The following is a 16681-nucleotide window of genomic DNA, read 5'->3' as shown; positions in this document are numbered from 1 at the left end:
CCGATGACGCCATCCCCGCTCGATCGCCGGTCGCTCTTTCTCGCGGCCTTGTCGACGGTGGTGGAATGGTATGATTTCACGCTGTTCCTGTATCTCGCCACCCTGCTGTCGCGACTGTTCTTTACCGGGAGCGACGCGCTGCTGGTGACGCTGGGCGGCTTTGCCGTCGCCTATCTGATGCGGCCGGTAGGGGCGATGGTCTTTGGCCATTATGGCGATCGGCATGGGCGGCGCGCCACATTGCTGGCGTCGATGGGGCTGATGACGGCGGCGATGCTGGCGACGGCGATGCTGCCGACGCAGGCGCAGATCGGGCCATGGGCCGGCGTGCTGCTGCTCGCGCTGCGCTGCGTGATGGGTTTTGCCGTGGGCGGGGAATATACCGGCGTCGTTGCCTATCTGCTGGAAGGCGCGCCGGCCCATCGGCGTGGGCTGGTCACCTCGCTGGCGGCGGCGACGAGTGAGGTGGGGGCGCTGCTGGCGGCCGGGCTGTCCGCACTGACGGTCAGTCTGTTGCCCACGCCCGACCTTGAAAGCTGGGGCTGGCGGCTGCCTTTCCTGTTCGGCGCGGCCATGGCGGGGCTGATCCTGCTCGCCCGCGCGGCGATGCGCGAATCCCCGGCGTTCGAGGCACAGAAGGCGGCGGGCATGCTGGTGCGCGCGCCGATCCTGCACACGCTGCGGCACCATCGGACAGGCGTGTTGCGGGGCTTTGCGATCTCGGCGCTGGGGTCGATCACTTATTATGTCGGGATTACCTATGTCCCGGTCTATCTGACCGCGACCGGCGGCATGGACGAGGGCGCGGCGTTGCGGCTGGCGACGGTCGCGGCGCTGGTCGTCATCCTGGTGACGCCGATCATCGGCTGGCTGTCCGACAAGAGCGGGCGGCGACCGGTGCTGGTTGGGCTGGCGGTGCTATCGGCGGTGCTGCCCTATACGCTGTTCGCGCTGCTGGCAGGGGCGGACGAGGCGGCGGCGCTGACGGGCGCGCTGATCCTGGCGGCGCTGGCGGGCGGGGTGAGCGCGGTAGGTGCGGTGGCGACGGCCGAGCAGGTTCCTGCCGAGGGACGGTTGAGCGGGCTGGCGCTGGGTGCGACGACGGCGACGGCTTTGTTCGGCGGGTTGACGCCCTGGCTGGCGCAATGGCTGACGGAGCGTAGCGGCGCGGCGAGCGCGCCGGGGCTGATGATCGCCCTCGTCGCGCTCGCCGTGCTGCCGGTGCTGTTGCGGTTGCCCGAAACCGCGCGTCAGGGAGCGGAGGTCTGATTTTCCGCATTGCCGCCGTCATTGCTGATCGGCGCGTTGGGCGGCACATCGCCCGATCCGCTCCTGGGTGCCGGCGCTTCCAAGGCGTTCATCGTGGCATCGTCGGCGCGGTTAATCGTCGAGCCATCGACGCCTGATTGATTGTTATCCGTTTGCGACGAACAGGCGCCCAGCAGCAGCGCGCCGGCCGCGACCATCAGGGGATATTTCATGGCGTCGTCTCCTTCGTGAAAATTCTCGGGCAAGTGCGATGCCCAGTATTATCAGCGCCGCCGTGCCCGGCGCGGTCAGCGGGTCTGGCCCAGAGCCTGCGCCCGCGCGTCGGCCATGTCGGATGCGCCGCCCTGATCCTCGTCGGTCAGCTTGCCCGCGCCCGGCCCTGCGCCCAGGTCCGCGCCGGTGGCGGGGTTGGCCTCGGGATCGGATTGAAGCCTCGCTGCCATCGCCTCGAAATCCTCCATCTCGCGCTCGGTCAGCGTGACCGAGGCGATGCCCTTGCCCCCATCGGCAGGCAGGCTGGCGGCGATGTCGTCGATGCGCTCCCATTGTTCGCCGGTATTCCACGGCCCCTGCGCGTCGCCTTTGCCCTGCGACGCGTTGACGTAGGTGTTGGCGTAGGCCGCAAGGCCGGAAAGCTTGCCGGGTGGAAAATTGTCGGCGATCGAATAGAGGGCTTTCTCGAAGCTCTTCTGGTGGGCGACCTCGCGGGTCATGAGGAATCCGAGCGCATCCTTGATGCCGGCGTCGTCGGTAATGTTGATGAGCCGTTCATAGACGATCTTGGCCCGGCTTTCCGCCGCGATGTTGGAGCGCAGGTCGCAGGTCGGATCGCCCCGGCTGTCGACATAGGCGGCGGTCCATGGCACGCCCGACGAGTTGGTGAGGGCAGGGCCGCCGCCATAGAGGATCGACTGGGTGTGGCTGTTGCCGCCCGCGTTGATCGCCATATAGAGTTCGGCTTCCTCCATCGTCGCTTCGGTGAGCGACGATTTTGCGCCCTTGTTCAACATGGCGATGATCGACCCGATCACCTCCAGATGGCTGAGTTCCTCGGTCGCGATGTCGAGCAACATGTCCTTGCGGCCCGGATCGTCTTCGGCCAGACCTTGCGTGAAATAGCGCATTGCCGCCGCCAGCTCGCCGTCCGGCCCGCCGAACTGCTCCAGCAGCAGCGAGGCGAGGGCCGGATTGGGTTCGGCGACGCGGACGGTATATTGCAGCCGCTTATTGTGCATGAACATGGGGGTTGGCTCCTCAGTGGGGGTGGCTGGGGGTGGTATGGGGCGTGAACGCGAGGGCATTCATAATCAGTGCGCCGGCCAGCAGCAGCGCCGGGCCGATGCCGAATATCGCCAGCGACAGCATGGCCGGCCCGAGTGGCGTGCCGGTCACGCGCAGACAGAGCAAGGTGGCAACGATCGCGAGGCCCGCCGCCACGATCCATCCGCCGGCGATCAGCCGGATCTTGTGTCTTACGCTACTGGAAATCCTTTGCATGTCCGCTCCCGGTCCGGGGTCACGGATTGCTCAAGGCGTGGCGAGGGTCTTGCGTTCCGGGCGATCCGCGCAAGCGCTAATGCAGATTATTGGCGGGGAAAATGGTTGACCGGGCGTTGCCGGCAGCGATTCAGCGCAGTGCGGCGAGCACCAGATCGCACAGGGAGGTAGGCGGCATGTCGGTCCGTAGCAGCATTGCGCCCTCGTCGGGCTGCGGCCGTTCCAGCGTGGCGAGCTGGCTGTCGAGCAGGCTGGCGGGCATATAATGGCCGGGCCGGTTGCCGACGCGGTCCAGCAGCGCGTCCCGGCTGTTTTCCAGCAGTATGAATTGCACCGGCCCGCCGATGGTCGCGCGCAATCTGTCGCGATAGGATCGGCGCAAGGCCGAGCAGGCGGCGACGGCTACGCCCGGCTCGCGCCGGGCGGACGCGATCGCCTGCCCCAGCCGGTCGAGCCAGGGCCAGCGATCCTCGTCGGTCAATGGTTGACCCCGGCGCATCTTTTCGACCGCCTCGGGCGAATGATACTGGTCGCCTTCCAGGAAGGGACAGGCGAGCGCCTGCGCCAGCAGACCGCCGAGCGTCGATTTGCCGCAGCCGCTGACGCCCATCACGATGATCGCGGCGGGCAGGGCGGGGGAACAAGCGGAGGCGGGTGACAAGGCGGCGGTCTCGCGCAGAAAGGCAGGGGCCGGAAGGGCCGCCGCGTGCGATTTCTATACCGGGGTCGGCATCCCGCTGAAAACTACGACCTTTGTCGCAAGTGCCTCTGGCGTCGCGCTGGCCTAGCGGAAGGAGCATCCATCCTCATCCCGTAAGGAGAAGCGGCTATGTACGCGCGCAGCATGATCGCGACTCTGTTGGCGGCGAGCGCCCTGGCCGCGCCGGTCGCGGTGCAGGCCGGAACGTCCATCTTCCCGCAGGCGCCCGCCGAGCCCAGCGCGGTGACGGTCGTTGCGAAGGGGGATGGGCGTGCGGATGACGGCGACGCCATCCAGGCCGCGCTGGACAAGGCGCGCGACAAGACCGGGCACGGCATCGTCTTCCTGCCCTCGGGTCGCTATCGCATTACCAAGACGCTGGTCGTGCCGGCCGGCGTGCGCGTCTATGGCGTGGGCGCGACGCGGCCGGTGATCCTGCTGGGCGCGAATACGCCGGGCTTCCAGAAGGGCGTATCGACCATGATCGTCTTTGGCGGGGGCGATCAGTATCGGGTCGGCAAGGTGCCGGTGCCCGTGCCGACGGTGGTGCCCCGTGACAAGGTCGTCCGCGACGCGAACAGCGGCACATTCTATTCGGCGATGAGCAATATCGACATCGAGATTGGCTCCGGCAATCCCGCGGCGGCGGGCGTGCGCTTCCGCATGGCGCAGCATGCATTTCTCAGCCACATGGACTTCCGGTTGGGGAGCGCTTTCGCCGGCGTCTATCAGGCCGGCAACGTCATCGACAATGTGCGGTTCGAGGGCGGGCGATATGGCATCGTCAGCGGAAAGACGTCGCCTGCCTGGCAGTTCACGCTGCTCGATTCCGAATTTGTCGGCCAGAAGGCGGCGGCTATCCGCGAGCATGAGGTCGACCTGACCCTAGTCAATGTCGCGATCCGCGACACGCCGGTCGGGATTGAGATCGACCGGGGCTATGGCGACAGCCTGTGGGGCAAGGATGTCCGGTTCGAGAATGTGTCGAAGGCCGGGATAATCATCTCCAACGAGAAGAACGTCTTTACCCAGGTCGGGTTCGAAAATGCGCTGGCGGTGAACAGCCCGACCTTCGCCCGCTTCCGCGACAGCGGGCAGGCGGTGAGCGGGAAGGGGAACGCGTACAAGGTTTCGGCCTTCTCCTACGGCCTTGCGGTGCCTGCATTGGGGCAGATGGGGGACTACAGGACGCAGGCGCAAATCGAGGCGCTGCCCGCCATGCCCGCACGCCGCACCGACGCGATCCGCGACCTGCCGCCGATGGGCGAATGGGTCAACGTCCGCTCGCTGGGGGCGGTGGGCGATGGCAAGGCGGACGATACGGCGGCGATCCAGAAGGCGATCGACGGCAACAAGATCCTCTATTTTCCGACCGGCTTCTACAAGGTGACGGACCGGCTGACCCTGCGGCCCGACAGCATCCTCATCGGCCTGCATCCCGCGATCACGCAGCTTTATATCCCGGACAACAACCCCGCCCATGCGGGGCTCGGCTCGGTCCAGCCGATCCTGGAAAGCCCAAAGGGCGGCGACAATATCCTGTCTGGCCTCGGCCTCTTTACGGGGCGGGTCAATCCGCGCGCGTCGGCGCTGCTGTGGCGGTCGGGCGAGCAGAGCCTCGTCAACGACGTCAAGATCATGGGCGGCGGCGGTACGCCCACGGCGGACGGCACGATGCTGGGCGCGGCGCGGGTCCATACCGGCGATCCGATCACCGACGACCGGCTGGATGCGCAATATCCCAGCATCTGGGTGACGGATGGAGGCGGCGGCACCTTCGTCGATGTGTGGAGCCCCAACAGCTTCGCGCAGGCGGGCTTCTACGTCACCGACACGGCGACGCCGGGCCATGTCTATGAAATGTCGGTCGAGCATCATGCCCGCAACGAGTTCGTGCTCGACAATGTGCAGAACTGGGAGTTCCTGGCACCGCAGACCGAGCAGGAGGTGGGCGACGGGCCGGACGCGATCTCGCTCGACATCCGCAATTCCAAGAACCTGCTGTTCGCCAACTATCACGGCTATCGCGTGACCCGCACCTATGCGCCGGAAAAGAGTGCGGTCAAGATCACCAATTCGGGCGACATCCGCTTTCGCAACGTGCATGTGAACGCCGAAAGCGGCTATGCGACCTGCGACGACGAAGGCTGCGGCACCTTCCTGCGGGCGAGCAAATATCCGTTCGACAATGCGATCGAGGATGTGACGCGCAAGCTGCTGGTGCGCGAGCGCGAGTTCGCCAGCCTCGACATCGGCCCGGCGGGCAGCGTGGTTCCGGCGGCTGCGCCTGCGGGCCAGGTGAAGAAGCTGGAGGAGGGCTTCTGGTCGATCTCCGGCGCGGCGGTGGATGCGCAGGGCGCGCTCTATTTCATCGACCGGCGGTTCCAGCGCATCCATCGCTGGAGCGAGGAGAGGGGGCTGGAGATCGTGCGTGATCATGCGCTTGATCCGGTCAACCTCGGCATCGACGCATCGGGCCATGTGCTGGTGCTGTCGTCGCTCGGAGAGAAGGGCGGGGTCTATTCCTTCGACCCGGACGGCCCCAAGGACGCGATGATGTTGATCCAGCCGACGCCCGTCAAGTCGGGCAGCGCGGCGCGGACGTTGCTGCCGGTCAACTGGTGGAACAATGGCGAGTTCAGGGATCAGCTCGACTTCAAGACGTACGAATTCACAACGCTGGCCGAGATGTTCGCACGCGACGCGGGCGCGCCCAAGACACAGGAATATGTTTCGCCTGACGGTAGCCTGTCGCTGCCCGCTTTTCGCACCTGGCAGCAGGGGCCGGCGGATCACACCGGCTGGCGATGGTCGGACGGCCTCAACGCGCACGGATTCGTGTCGGGCAGGCCGGGGGAGCGGGTGTTCGTCACCAATGCGTCGGAGAATGTGACCTATAGCGGCGTCGTGGGCGCGGGCGGGGCGCTCGATGACCTGAAGCCGTTCGCCAATCGCGGCGGCGAAAGCGTGGCGGTGGATGGGCAGGGGCGGGTGTTCGTCGCCAACGGCCAGATCTTCGTGTATGGGCCGGACAGCAAGGAAACCGGGCGGATCGACGTGCCGGACCGGCCACTCCAGATCGTGTTCGGCGGACCGGACAAGCGCACATTGTTCATTTTGACGCATCACGCGCTATACGCTGCAAAGCCCTGAAATCAGCCGCTCCCGCTGCGCCTACGACCTATGTCGTAAGTGCGGTGTGAGCGATAACATCATAGTCTGTCATGAACGGCCCGCCATGGGCGTGGACTGCGCCGGGAGGGTGCAGGACAAAAAGGGGAAGGACCAAATGAACGTGACCACCGGACTCAATCGGCATCTGGCAAGCGTGAGCCTGGCCGCCATGGCGAGCGTCGCGCTGGCCGGCGCCGCGCAGGCCCAGACCGCGCCAGCCCAGCCGCAGACCGTGACGCCGCAGGAAGCGTCAGCCGATGCCGATATCGTCGTCACGGGATCCCGCATCACCACCAGCGGCTTCAGCGCGCCGACGCCCACGACGATCATCGGCGAGGAGCAGATCGCGAACAATGCGCAGCCGAATATCTTCAACACGATCCAGCAGTTGCCCTCGCTTCAGGGATCGACCGGCGCGGCGACGGGGACGTTTAGCACATCGAGCGGGCAGCAGGGCCTCAGTTCCTTCTCGCTGCGCGGCCTTCAGCCGATCCGCACGCTGACGCTGCTCGACGGGCAGCGCGTGGTCGGCGCGAACGTGACCGGCGTGCCGGACATCTCAATGTTCCCGCAACTGCTGGTGAAGCGCGTCGATATCGTCAACGGCGGCGCTTCGGCTTCCTACGGTTCGGATGCGGTCGGCGGCGTGGTGAACTTCATCACCGACACGCGGTTCGAAGGTTTCAAGGGCAATGTGCTGGGCAGCATCACCAAATATGGTGATGACGAGACCGCGCTGGTCCAGGCCGCCTGGGGCAAATCCTTCCTGGACGACCGGCTGCATTTCATCATCAGTGGCGAATATGACCATGAAGGCGGTGTCGGCCCCGGCGACTTCGGCACCGACCTCGCTGGCAGCCGCGATTGGTATCGCGCCACGACCCTCATGAATACGGGCCAGACCAACAATGGCTTGCCCCAGTTCAACTATCGCGACTTTGCGCAGCCCTACCAATATGCGCGCTACGGCCTCATCAACAATGGCCCCTTGCAGGGCATCGCCTTCGCCCCCGACGGAACGCCCTATAATTTTCAATATGGCTCCAACGGCCAGCCGCTCGGCAACGGCCGGGTCAGCAACTGCTTCCCGGGCAACAGCTTCTGCGTCGGCGGCGACTTGACCGGCGCGCCGGGTTCGGGGGCGTCACTCAAGTCCGGGCTGGAGCGGATCGTCGGCTATACCCGTCTCGGCTATGATTTCGCACCGGACAATGAAGTCTATGTCACCGTCAATGTCGCGCAGGTGAAGACCGACAACCAGCCGAGTCCCGGCTACAACCGGCCCAACCTGACCGTCCAGTGCGCCAACCCCTACCTGCCGCAGCTGGTCCGCGACCGCTGCGCGACTGCCGGGATCACCAGCTTCGGTTTCGGCTCCAGCAACGCGAACTTCCCCGATCCGCATGTTTACACCGACCGCAAGCAATATCGCTTCGTCGGCGGCCTAAAGGGCAAGTTCGGCCTCGGCGGGACCGACTGGAATTACGATGCCTATTATGAGCATGGCATTACCATCTCCGACATTCAGGTTCGGGACATTGTGATCCAGAACCGCTATTTGGCGGCGACCAATGCCATCACGCTGAATGGCGCGATCGTGTGCGCCGATCCGGTAGCGCGCGCCAGCGGCTGCCAGCCGATCAATATCTTCGGCAATTTCGCGCCGTCGGCGTCCGCGATCAACTATGTTGCGCCACACACCGGGCCGTTCCAGCACACCAAGCTGACCCAGGATGTGGCCAGCGCGAACTTCTCGGGTAATCCCTTCGAGTTATGGGCAGGCCCCGTCTCGGTCGCTTTTGGCGGCGAATATCGGCGTGAATATTACCGCGTGAATGCCGACCCCTATGGCGCTGGCGTCAGTGCTCTCAGCCCTAATGACGCGACCTATCCCGCCGACCCCCTGCTGAATGCGCAGCTCGGCAACAGCTGGGCAGCAGGGAATTACAAGAATGGCACCGGCAAATATGAGGTGATCGAAGGCTTCGTCGAAGTCGACCTGCCGATCATCAACAGCGACGCCATGGGCCGCGCCAATATCAATGCTGCGGCGCGCGTCACCGATTACAGCACATCGGGCACCATCTGGGCATGGAAGATCGGCGGCACCTGGGACACGCCGCTCGAAGGCGTCCGCCTGCGCGCAGTGACGTCACGCGACGTCCGGGCGCCCAACCTGTCGGAACTGTTCGCCGCGCCGACCATCACGACGCTGCCAAACTTCAACGACCCGTTCAACAATCGCGCGGTGAGCGCGTTTCAGCGCGCGGTCGGCAATCCCAATCTGCGGCCTGAGGTGGCGCGCGACACAGAACTCGGCATCGTTCTGTCGCGACCGTCCTGGTTGCCGGGGCTCAGCCTGTCGCTCGACTATTATAACATAAAGCTGAAGGGCGTCGTCTCGTCCCTGTCGGCGGACCAGATCGTTCGCTTCTGCTTCGACGGCAACACCGCTTTCTGCGGCGGCTTCAGGTTGGATGCCCCTAATCAGGCTGACAATTTCATCGACGTCCAACCGTTCAATCTGGCGTCGTGGAAGACCAGCGGCTTCAATATCGAGGCCAGCTATCAGTGGCAGCAGCCACTCGGCCTGCCCGGTAGCTTCACCGCCCGCGTGCTTGCCACCCATATTCGCAAGTTCATTGTCAATGCCGGCATCGCCGGCGTCGACCCGGTCGATCAGGCCGGAGCCAACAACGGCGCGACGCCCGACTGGAAATGGCTGGCGGTGCAGACCTATGACGGCGGCCGGTTCAGCCTGACGGTGCAGGAACGCTGGATCAGCAGCGGCACCTTTGGCAACCAATATGTCGTCTGCCAGTCTTCCTGCCCGGCCTCCACCGGCAATCATCCGACGATCGACTACAACACCATGAAGGGCGCATTCTACGTCGATGTCGGCGCAAGCTTCAACATCACCGATAACGTGACCATCTATGGTAAGGTCGACAATCTGTTCGACAAGGATCCTGTTGCTTCGCCCCAGACCAACACGGGTCTGGACATCAATCCGGCCCTCTACGACACTTTGGGCCGTATCTACAGGGCGGGCGTCCGGTTCAATTTCTGAACGCCTTGCCCTTACCCTCCCCAACCTTGTCCCGGCCCTGCACGGCCGGGACATTTGTTTCTTGCCCAGGAGTAGTCCCATGGTTCGCGGATTGAGTGGCGCCTGCGCGGCGGTGATGCTGATGCTGGGGGGCGCTGCGGCCTATGCTTCTCCGTCCGTCTATACGACCGCGCCTGACGAACCGCGCGCCGTGACGGTGAGGGGCGCAGGCGATGGCCGCGCCGACGACAGCGCCGCCATTCAGCAGGCTATCGACAAGGCGGCGGCCAAGGGCGGGGGGGGGATCGTCTTCCTGCCGCAGGGAACCTATCGGATCAGCCGCACGATCTTCCTGTGGCCGGGCGTCCGCATCTTCGGCGTCGGCGCGCAGCGGCCGGTTATCCTGCTGGGCAAGAGCACGCCCGGGTTCCAGAAGGGCGTCGCGCATATGCTGATGTTCACGGGAGCCAAGCGTCAGACCGACAAGGACACGCCGCCCGCCGCCTTCCCGCCCGCCGGCAGCGTGCCGTTCGACAAGACCATCGCCGACGCCAATCCCGGCACCTTTTACTCGGCGCTTGGCAATATCGACTTCCGCATCCTGGACGGGAATCCCGCCGCCACCGCCATCCGCTTCCACAGCGCGCAGCACAGCTTCGTGTCCCATGTCGATTTCGATCTCGGGACCGCGCTTGCCGGCCTCTTTCATGTCGCCAACGAGGCGGAGGACCTGCACTTCAAGGGCGGCCGCTATGGCATTCTCGCTGAAAAGCCGTCCCCTGCCTGGGGCTTCGCGCTGGTGGATTCGACCTTCGAGGGGCAGCGTGACGCGGCGATCCGCGAGCATGAAGCGGGCCTCACCATGGTCAATGTCGGCTTCAAGAATGTGCCGGTCGGGATCGAGATCGACCGGGGCTATGGCGACTGGCTCTGGGGCCAGGATCTGCGGTTCGAGAATGTGCGGCAGGCCGGCGTCGTCATCTCGAACGAGAAGAATGTCTATACCCAGGTCGGCTTCCAGAATGTGGTCGCGAGCGGCACGCCGACTTTCGCGCGGTTCCGCGAGAGCGGGCGGACGGTGGCGGGCAAGGGCGCGGCCTACAAGGTGGCCTCCTTCACGCATGGCCTGACCCTGCCCGGCGTGGGGCGCATCGGCGACTATAAGACCGATGCGAAGATCGAGACGATCGGCGCTTTGCCCCTGCCGGCCGCGCCGACGATCCGCGCGTTGCCGCCGGTGTCCGAATGGGTGAGCGTCCGCACCCTCGGCGCGAAGGGCGATGACAGGACCGACGACACCGCCGCGCTTCAGAAGGCGATCGACAGCCATCGCGTCGTCTATCTCCCCGCCGGCTTTTACCGCGTCAGCGATACGCTGAAGCTCAAGCCGGACACGGTGCTGGTGGGCCTGCACCCCAGCCTGACGCAGATCGTGCTGCCGGACGGAACGCCTGCCTATCAGGGCGTCGGCGCGCCCAAGGCGCTGGTGGAAAGCGCGTCGGGTGGCGACGCGATCGTCGCGGGGCTTGGCCTCGACACGCAAGGCGCCAACCCGCGTGCCACCGCTCTGCTGTGGAAGGCGGGCGCGAACTCGATGGTCAACGACGTCAAGTTCCAGGGCGGCCACGGCACCGACCGCTTCGATGGCACCCGCATCGTCCCCTACAACAACAACGCGACCGGCGATCCCGACGCAGCGCGCCGCTGGGCCGGGCAATATGCCAGCCTCTGGGTGACCGAAGGCGGCGGGGGCACTTTCGCCAATATATGGAGCCCCAGCACCTTCGGCCATCCCGGCATCTATGTGTCGGATACGGAGACGCCGGGCCGCATCATCCAGGCGTCGGTCGAGCATCATGTGCGGTCGGAATTTGCATTGAACCGTGTCGCCAACTGGGAGCTTCTCGCGCCCCAGACCGAAGGCGAAGCGGGCGAGAGCGGCGACGCCGTCGCGCTCGAAATCCGCAACTCGCGCAACATCCTGGTCGCCAACTTCCACGGCTATCGCGTCACCCGCACGCGCAAGGCCGCGCCAGCGGCGGTGACAGTATATAATTCGCAAGACGTCCGCTTCCGCAACGTCCATGTGAACGGCGAAAGCGGGCTTGGCACCTGCGACGAGAATGGCTGCGCGACCTTCCTGCGCCTCACCAAATTCCCTTTCGAAAACAGCATCCGCGACGTCACCCACGGCATCGACACGCGCGAGCGCGAGTTCGCCGTGCTCGACATTCCCGCCAAACCCGACGCGGTCGAGCCCTCCGCCTTCTCGGGAAGCAAGGTCGCGCAATTGGCAGACGGCTTCCATTCGGCTGGCGGCGGCGCGGTGGACGCACAGGGCCGGCTCTACTTCATCGACCGCTTCTTCCAGCGCATCTGGCGCTGGTCCGACGCGGGCAGGCTGGAGATGGTGCGCGATGCCAGTCTCGATCCGGTCAACCTCACCGTCGACAAGTCGGGCGACCTGCTCGTGCTTTCCTCCTATGGCCGCAACGGTACGGTCTATAGCGTCAGGCCCGATGCGCCCGACAGCCAGATCAGCGTCGTGCCCGCGACACCCGTCGCCCCTGGCCCGGCGTCCGTTCTGCCGGTCAATTGGTGGATCAACGGCGAGTTCAAGGACCAGATCGACCCCAAGACCTACGAATATACGACGCTAGCCGAGATGTTCGTGCGCGACATGGGTAAGGGCAAGCTCCACCAATATGTCTCGCCTGATGGCAGCGTGGCACTGCCTGCCTATCGCACTTTCGCACAGGGACCGGCGGACCATCGCGGATTGCGCTTCTCCGATGCGCTGGACAGCTACGGCTTCATCCAGGGCAAGCCGGGCGAGCGCGTGTTCGTAACCAACGGGTCCGAAAACCGCACTTATAGTGGGGTTGTCGGCGCGGGCGGCGCGATCACGGACCTCAAAGTGTTTGCCGAGCGCGGCGGCGAGGGCGTGGCGGTCGACCGGCAGGGCCGCGTCTATGTCGCCAACGGCCAGATCTTCGTCTATGCCCCCGACGGCAAGGAGATCGGCCGGATCGACGTGCCCGAGCGCCCGTTGCAACTGGTCTTCGGCGGCGAGGACAAGCGCACGCTCTACGTGCTTTCGCACCACGCCCTTTATGCCGTGACGCCGGGCAGGTAGAAACCGGCCCGGCGGCCATCAGACCGTCGCCGGCCCGCCAACATAGCGCTCCACTTCCTCGGCAAAGCGCCGGGTCAGCATGGCCTGCTCCGTCGGCGGCACCTCGCGCTGGATGTCGAGGAACCAGTTGCTTTCTTCCTGATACATATGGTGGGTCACCGCGCCCCGGATATGCTCCAGCTTGTCGAGATAATCCTGGGTCAGCGGCTCGATCTTTTCCAGCAGCGCCATCTGGACCTTGGCCGCCGCCTGCTCCTCATAGGCGAGGCCGGCATGCGCCTTGTGCCCGTCGTCGACCAGCGCGGGATAAAGCACGGATTCCTCGGCATTGCTGTGCCCGGTCAGAATCACCGCCAAGTCTTTCTGCGCCATGCGCTGGCTGGCGGCGTCCGGCGCGGCCTTGACGGCAGCGAAGCCAGCCTCGATCCGGTCGTGCTGGTCGAGCACCTGGTCGAGCCAGTCACCCGCCTGCGCCAGCGCGCGCGCCTTCGCCCGCGTCTCCATGCGGGTCTCGTCGCTTTCGGGCGGGGTGATGGCCGCGACGATCTTGTCGAAAAAGGACATGCTGCATCTCCTTGGCTGTGAGGGACGGCAATGACCGTCGCTTGCCCAACGAGACCGGGAGGATTTGGATGCTGGAGCATCGGGCGCTTTCGCCCGAATAGCTACGGCGAATACCACTCAGGGTGGCGCCGGATGACCTATGTGTATGGGTGGTCGGGGAGACAGGAACCGCACGTTTCAGATAGAGAATTGTTAAACATAGATATTGCCCCAAGATGTTTCAGAAATGCCTCCCGTTGTGACTCCTTGAAGCGAGGCTAGGGGGACGACGACACGCGCTCCTGGATCCAGCGCTCGATGTCCGACAGGAGCCATGCGACGCGCGAATCGCTGATGGCGTAGGAGCGTGGGAAGGTCTTGCCGCGACGGCGATAGATGGTGGCCGTGCTGAGTGACGTGCGGGCGCGGACTTCCTTCAGATCGATCAGTCGATCGCCCGGCGCGATCGTCGTCGCGTCATTCATGCTTCCTCTCCGGTCAGGGCTGGCGCTACGAAGAGGCGCTTGCCGCGCTCCTCGATCAGTTCGTTGCGCTTGAGTTCGGCGACGGCGCCGCTGAAGGCGCCGCCGGTGGCGGTCATGTTGACGGCGGCCGCGAGTTCGCCTCGGCTGAGGCCGTGCATGCCGTAAAGGTGGCGCAGCAGCTTGCCGGCGGGGCCGAGGCGATCGGCCCACCAATTGACCAACTCGGCACCCGGCGCGGGCAAGGTCGGAACTTCCCCGGCGGCTGTCTCGACGCCCGCGGCGGTGGCGAACCAGCGGCCGTCGCGCTTCTCGATCAGGCCGGCGTCGGCGTAGCGCTTGCGCTGCGAGGCCCAGGCGCCGCCCTTGCGCGCGCGGCCGGCGCGGCCCGCCCAGGCAGCCTCGCTTAGCCCTGCGGGGTAGATCGCCGCCAGCACCGCGAGCGAACGCAGATCCCGATCGGACGCACCACCAGCATGGGACGGAGGAATCCGGACGTCCCTCGCTGGCGGTGCGACCTCAACGGCGGCGGGTGGTTCAGACCCGCCGGGCGCTGTCACTGCAGTCTGCGCCTGCTTCACGCCAGTTAGTCTGTGGTGAAGATCCTTTGTGAGCTCGGCGCGACGCGCCATGCCAGCGATTCGCACTATCAGACTGATCGCTATGTCGAGCTGGTCGCGTTCGGCGGCCAACGTCTCGGCCGTTGCCTCCAGCATTCTGTTTGCCAATTCGAGATCGGCGATCCGGTCGTCCCGCTCGACCAGCATCGCGCCGATCGCGCCGCCCTTTTCGAACGCGGTCATGGGATCGGCGGGGATGACGTCGTCAGGATAGTCGTCCGCCACCGAACTTTTGACCGGCGGCGCGAGCGCCTGGCGCAGCTCCTCCACCAGGTCGCTCGACACCGCGATCGACGCCGGCGGCGTGTCGCCATGGCGGGGCGTGCGCGAACTGTCGAAGGTGAGGTTTGCCGGAAAGGCGTGGCGGACTAGGCTGCCTTGAAGTGGATCCCAGACGAAGCCGCTGCCGGTCGGCAGGCCGGGGAGCTCGCGCTCGATCATGGCCATCTGGTCGGCGTCGGCCGCAAGCAGATCGCGCATCGCCTTGCGATCGGCGGTGCCCGTCTGGCGCATGGCGACGACGACCGCCGCCATGCCGGCGCAGCTCTTGTCGATGCGGCTGAGCCGCTGCGCCGCCATCATCAGGCGGATGCCGTTCCCGCGCCCCTGTTCGGCCAGACGCCGGACGCTATTGAAGGCGTCGCCGCCGCCGCCCTGCGGCACCCAGCTCTGCGCCTCGTCCAGGCCAAGATGCAGCGGACCTTCATTGTGCAGGAAGACCGCGTCGGCGAAGCCCTCCATCCAGTCCAGCTGCTCGTCCGCCTTCCACTGGCTGACATCGAAGATGGCCGGGATGTTGCGCTCGACGAAAAGCCGGCCGATGCGTTCGCCATCGAGCGGGGTCATCGGCACATGGCCGCGCTTGCCGCCGAAGATGATGAAGTCGAGACCGGCGCCCTTGCCATCGGCCGAAAGGGTCAGCCCCCAATGGTTGCCGAGCTTGTCGACCGCGCCGACGCGGCGGCCATTGAAGCGGAGCCGTTCCAGGAAGCCGCGCTGCTGATAGGTCTTGCCGGCGCCGGTCGTGCCGAGGAGGAGCAGATGCCCCTCCTCCAGCATCTCGATCGAGATGGGATGCTCGCTCACGCCGCCGCCCTCCCGCGCGCAGCAAAGGCGGCGTTCGACAGAGGTTCGAAGACCGGGCGGAACGTCATCCAGGTGACGGTCGGATTGTCGGCCCAGCGGATGCGATCGCCGGTGATGCTGCGCGAGGGCGAATTCTCGCGATCCCATTGAGCGGCGAAGCCAGCGCGCGAGGCGTAGCCCTCGGCCAGCGCCTCGTCCTCGCCGATCGACTGGAGCGGGCAGCGCTGGACAGCGGTCAGCACCAGGTGCATCCGGTGCCATTCGCGCGGCATTTCGCGGGCGAAGCGGCGACGGCCGAGTCCTTCGCCGCCATCGATGGCATAGAAGGGCACGGCGCCACGATCGCGCGCGGCCGTGGGCGACCAGTGGTCCCATTGCTCAGTCAGATGGAACGGCTCGCGCACCCAGAGCCTGTCGCCCGGCTGGACCTCGGCCAGCAGGTCGCCGGGCCGGCGCAGGGCCGTCAGGCGCAGTCCCCGGATGCGGGCGAGCGTGGGCTCGGTGAGGCTGATCGGCAGCAGCTTCATGCCGACCGCCTCACCGCCCGCGCCGCCTGCCTCAGGGTATAGTCAGCGGTATGAATCGGGCAGAGGTGTTTGTTCGGCGCGGGCTCGGTCGCATGGTCGGCGCAGATCGGCGCGTCGCAGGTGCCGGTGCGGCGGGACGGCACCTTCCAGTCGCACAGGAACGGCGCCGGCTTGCCGCAGTCGCAGCGACGCCGGCGGCCGGGCGAACAGACGATCACCGCGCCGCCGCCCGGCATGGGCACGCGCTCACACGGCATCGGAACGCCTCCCGATGAAATCGTTCAGCACCTGGTCCGCCAAGTCCAGCATGCCCCTATCGGCGCGAACATGTTCGTGCCCTGGCGCGGCTTCGAACCCGAGAATGCACCCGATGTCGCCGGGACCAATTTGCCGGCTCGCAACGGCCACGACACGATCCCGGCCGTCGAGCTGGCGGAGCTCAAGAACGACGTCGCCGGGCCGAACCTGATAGATCCAGGAGCAAGACCGGAGGAAGAGGATGCACGGTATAGCATCCAGTTCCGCTTGGGTGACGGGCGGGCGAAAGCTGTCCGGTACTTCGATCGTCCCGACCTCGTCGTCATGCCAGAATAGCGGG

13 protein-coding genes are annotated in these 16681 nt (G+C 65.8%); 5 read left to right on the top strand and 8 right to left on the bottom strand.

Annotation, left to right across the window (positions count from 1 at the left end; all coding sequences use genetic code 11):
• Positions 1-3 precede the first annotated feature (3 nt).
• Complete coding sequence (locus ACETPF_RS18160; protein ID WP_373936015.1) at positions 4-1269, top strand: MFS transporter; 1266 nt, start codon at positions 4-6, stop codon at positions 1267-1269.
• Here ACETPF_RS18160 and ACETPF_RS18155 read toward each other — a convergent pair.
• The 4 genes from ACETPF_RS18155 to ACETPF_RS18140 all read right to left on the bottom strand — a co-directional run bounded on the left by ACETPF_RS18155 (position 1251) and on the right by ACETPF_RS18140 (position 3376).
• On the bottom strand, positions 1251-1481 hold the full coding sequence (locus ACETPF_RS18155; protein WP_373936014.1) for a hypothetical protein: 231 nt from the start codon (positions 1479-1481) through the stop codon (positions 1251-1253). The genes ACETPF_RS18160 and ACETPF_RS18155 overlap by 19 nt on opposite strands.
• Positions 1482-1556: 75 nt before the next feature.
• Positions 1557-2510, bottom strand: coding sequence for a manganese catalase family protein (locus tag ACETPF_RS18150; protein ID WP_373936013.1), 954 nt, complete (start codon positions 2508-2510; stop codon positions 1557-1559).
• A 13-nt stretch (positions 2511-2523) separates the two neighbouring features.
• Positions 2524-2766, bottom strand: a complete 243-nt coding sequence (locus ACETPF_RS18145) for a hypothetical protein (RefSeq protein WP_373936012.1) — start codon at positions 2764-2766, stop codon at positions 2524-2526.
• A gap of 130 nt (positions 2767-2896) precedes the next feature.
• Complete coding sequence (locus ACETPF_RS18140; protein WP_373936056.1) at positions 2897-3376, bottom strand: gluconokinase; 480 nt, start codon at positions 3374-3376, stop codon at positions 2897-2899.
• 219 nt (positions 3377-3595) lie between these two features.
• On the opposite strand from ACETPF_RS18140, the gene ACETPF_RS18135 reads away from it, so the two are divergent.
• From ACETPF_RS18135 to ACETPF_RS18125, 3 genes are all read left to right on the top strand, one after another.
• Positions 3596-6619 (top strand): glycosyl hydrolase family 28-related protein, encoded by a 3024-nt coding sequence (locus ACETPF_RS18135; protein ID WP_373936011.1) that lies wholly within the window; start codon positions 3596-3598, stop codon positions 6617-6619.
• 136 nt (positions 6620-6755) lie between these two features.
• Positions 6756-9710, top strand: coding sequence for a TonB-dependent receptor domain-containing protein (locus ACETPF_RS18130; RefSeq protein ID WP_373936010.1), 2955 nt, complete (start codon positions 6756-6758; stop codon positions 9708-9710).
• 79 nt (positions 9711-9789) lie between these two features.
• The gene (locus tag ACETPF_RS18125; RefSeq protein ID WP_373936009.1) at positions 9790-12825 is read left to right on the top strand and encodes a glycosyl hydrolase family 28-related protein; all 3036 of its coding nucleotides are present in this window, start codon (positions 9790-9792) and stop codon (positions 12823-12825) included.
• A gap of 18 nt (positions 12826-12843) precedes the next feature.
• Here ACETPF_RS18125 and ACETPF_RS18120 read toward each other — a convergent pair whose 3' ends face one another.
• The 4 genes from ACETPF_RS18120 to ACETPF_RS18105 form a co-directional block, all read right to left on the bottom strand.
• Complete coding sequence (locus tag ACETPF_RS18120) at positions 12844-13389, bottom strand: hemerythrin domain-containing protein (RefSeq protein WP_373936008.1); 546 nt, start codon at positions 13387-13389, stop codon at positions 12844-12846.
• 257 nt (positions 13390-13646) lie between these two features.
• The gene (locus ACETPF_RS18115) at positions 13647-13853 is read right to left on the bottom strand and encodes a helix-turn-helix transcriptional regulator (protein ID WP_373936007.1); all 207 of its coding nucleotides are present in this window, start codon (positions 13851-13853) and stop codon (positions 13647-13649) included.
• Positions 13850-15556 carry an ATP-binding protein gene (locus ACETPF_RS18110; RefSeq protein WP_373936006.1) on the bottom strand — a complete coding sequence of 569 codons (1707 nt, stop codon included), beginning with the start codon at positions 15554-15556 and terminating at the stop codon, positions 13850-13852. The genes ACETPF_RS18115 and ACETPF_RS18110 overlap by 4 nt, the downstream gene beginning before the upstream one ends.
• Positions 15553-16083, bottom strand: a complete 531-nt coding sequence (locus ACETPF_RS18105; protein ID WP_373936005.1) for a hypothetical protein — start codon at positions 16081-16083, stop codon at positions 15553-15555. The genes ACETPF_RS18110 and ACETPF_RS18105 overlap by 4 nt, the downstream gene beginning before the upstream one ends.
• A 69-nt stretch (positions 16084-16152) precedes the next feature.
• Here ACETPF_RS18105 and ACETPF_RS18100 point away from each other — a divergent pair, with 69 nt between their 5' ends.
• The gene (locus tag ACETPF_RS18100) at positions 16153-16677 is read left to right on the top strand and encodes a hypothetical protein (RefSeq protein WP_373936004.1); all 525 of its coding nucleotides are present in this window, start codon (positions 16153-16155) and stop codon (positions 16675-16677) included.
• Positions 16678-16681: the final 4 nt, after the last annotated feature.

The sequence above is a fragment of the Sphingobium agrisoli genome, assembly GCF_041877245.1.
GTDB lineage: Bacteria > Pseudomonadota > Alphaproteobacteria > Sphingomonadales > Sphingomonadaceae > Sphingobium.
This window is presented reverse-complemented; position numbering and strand designations above follow the sequence as displayed.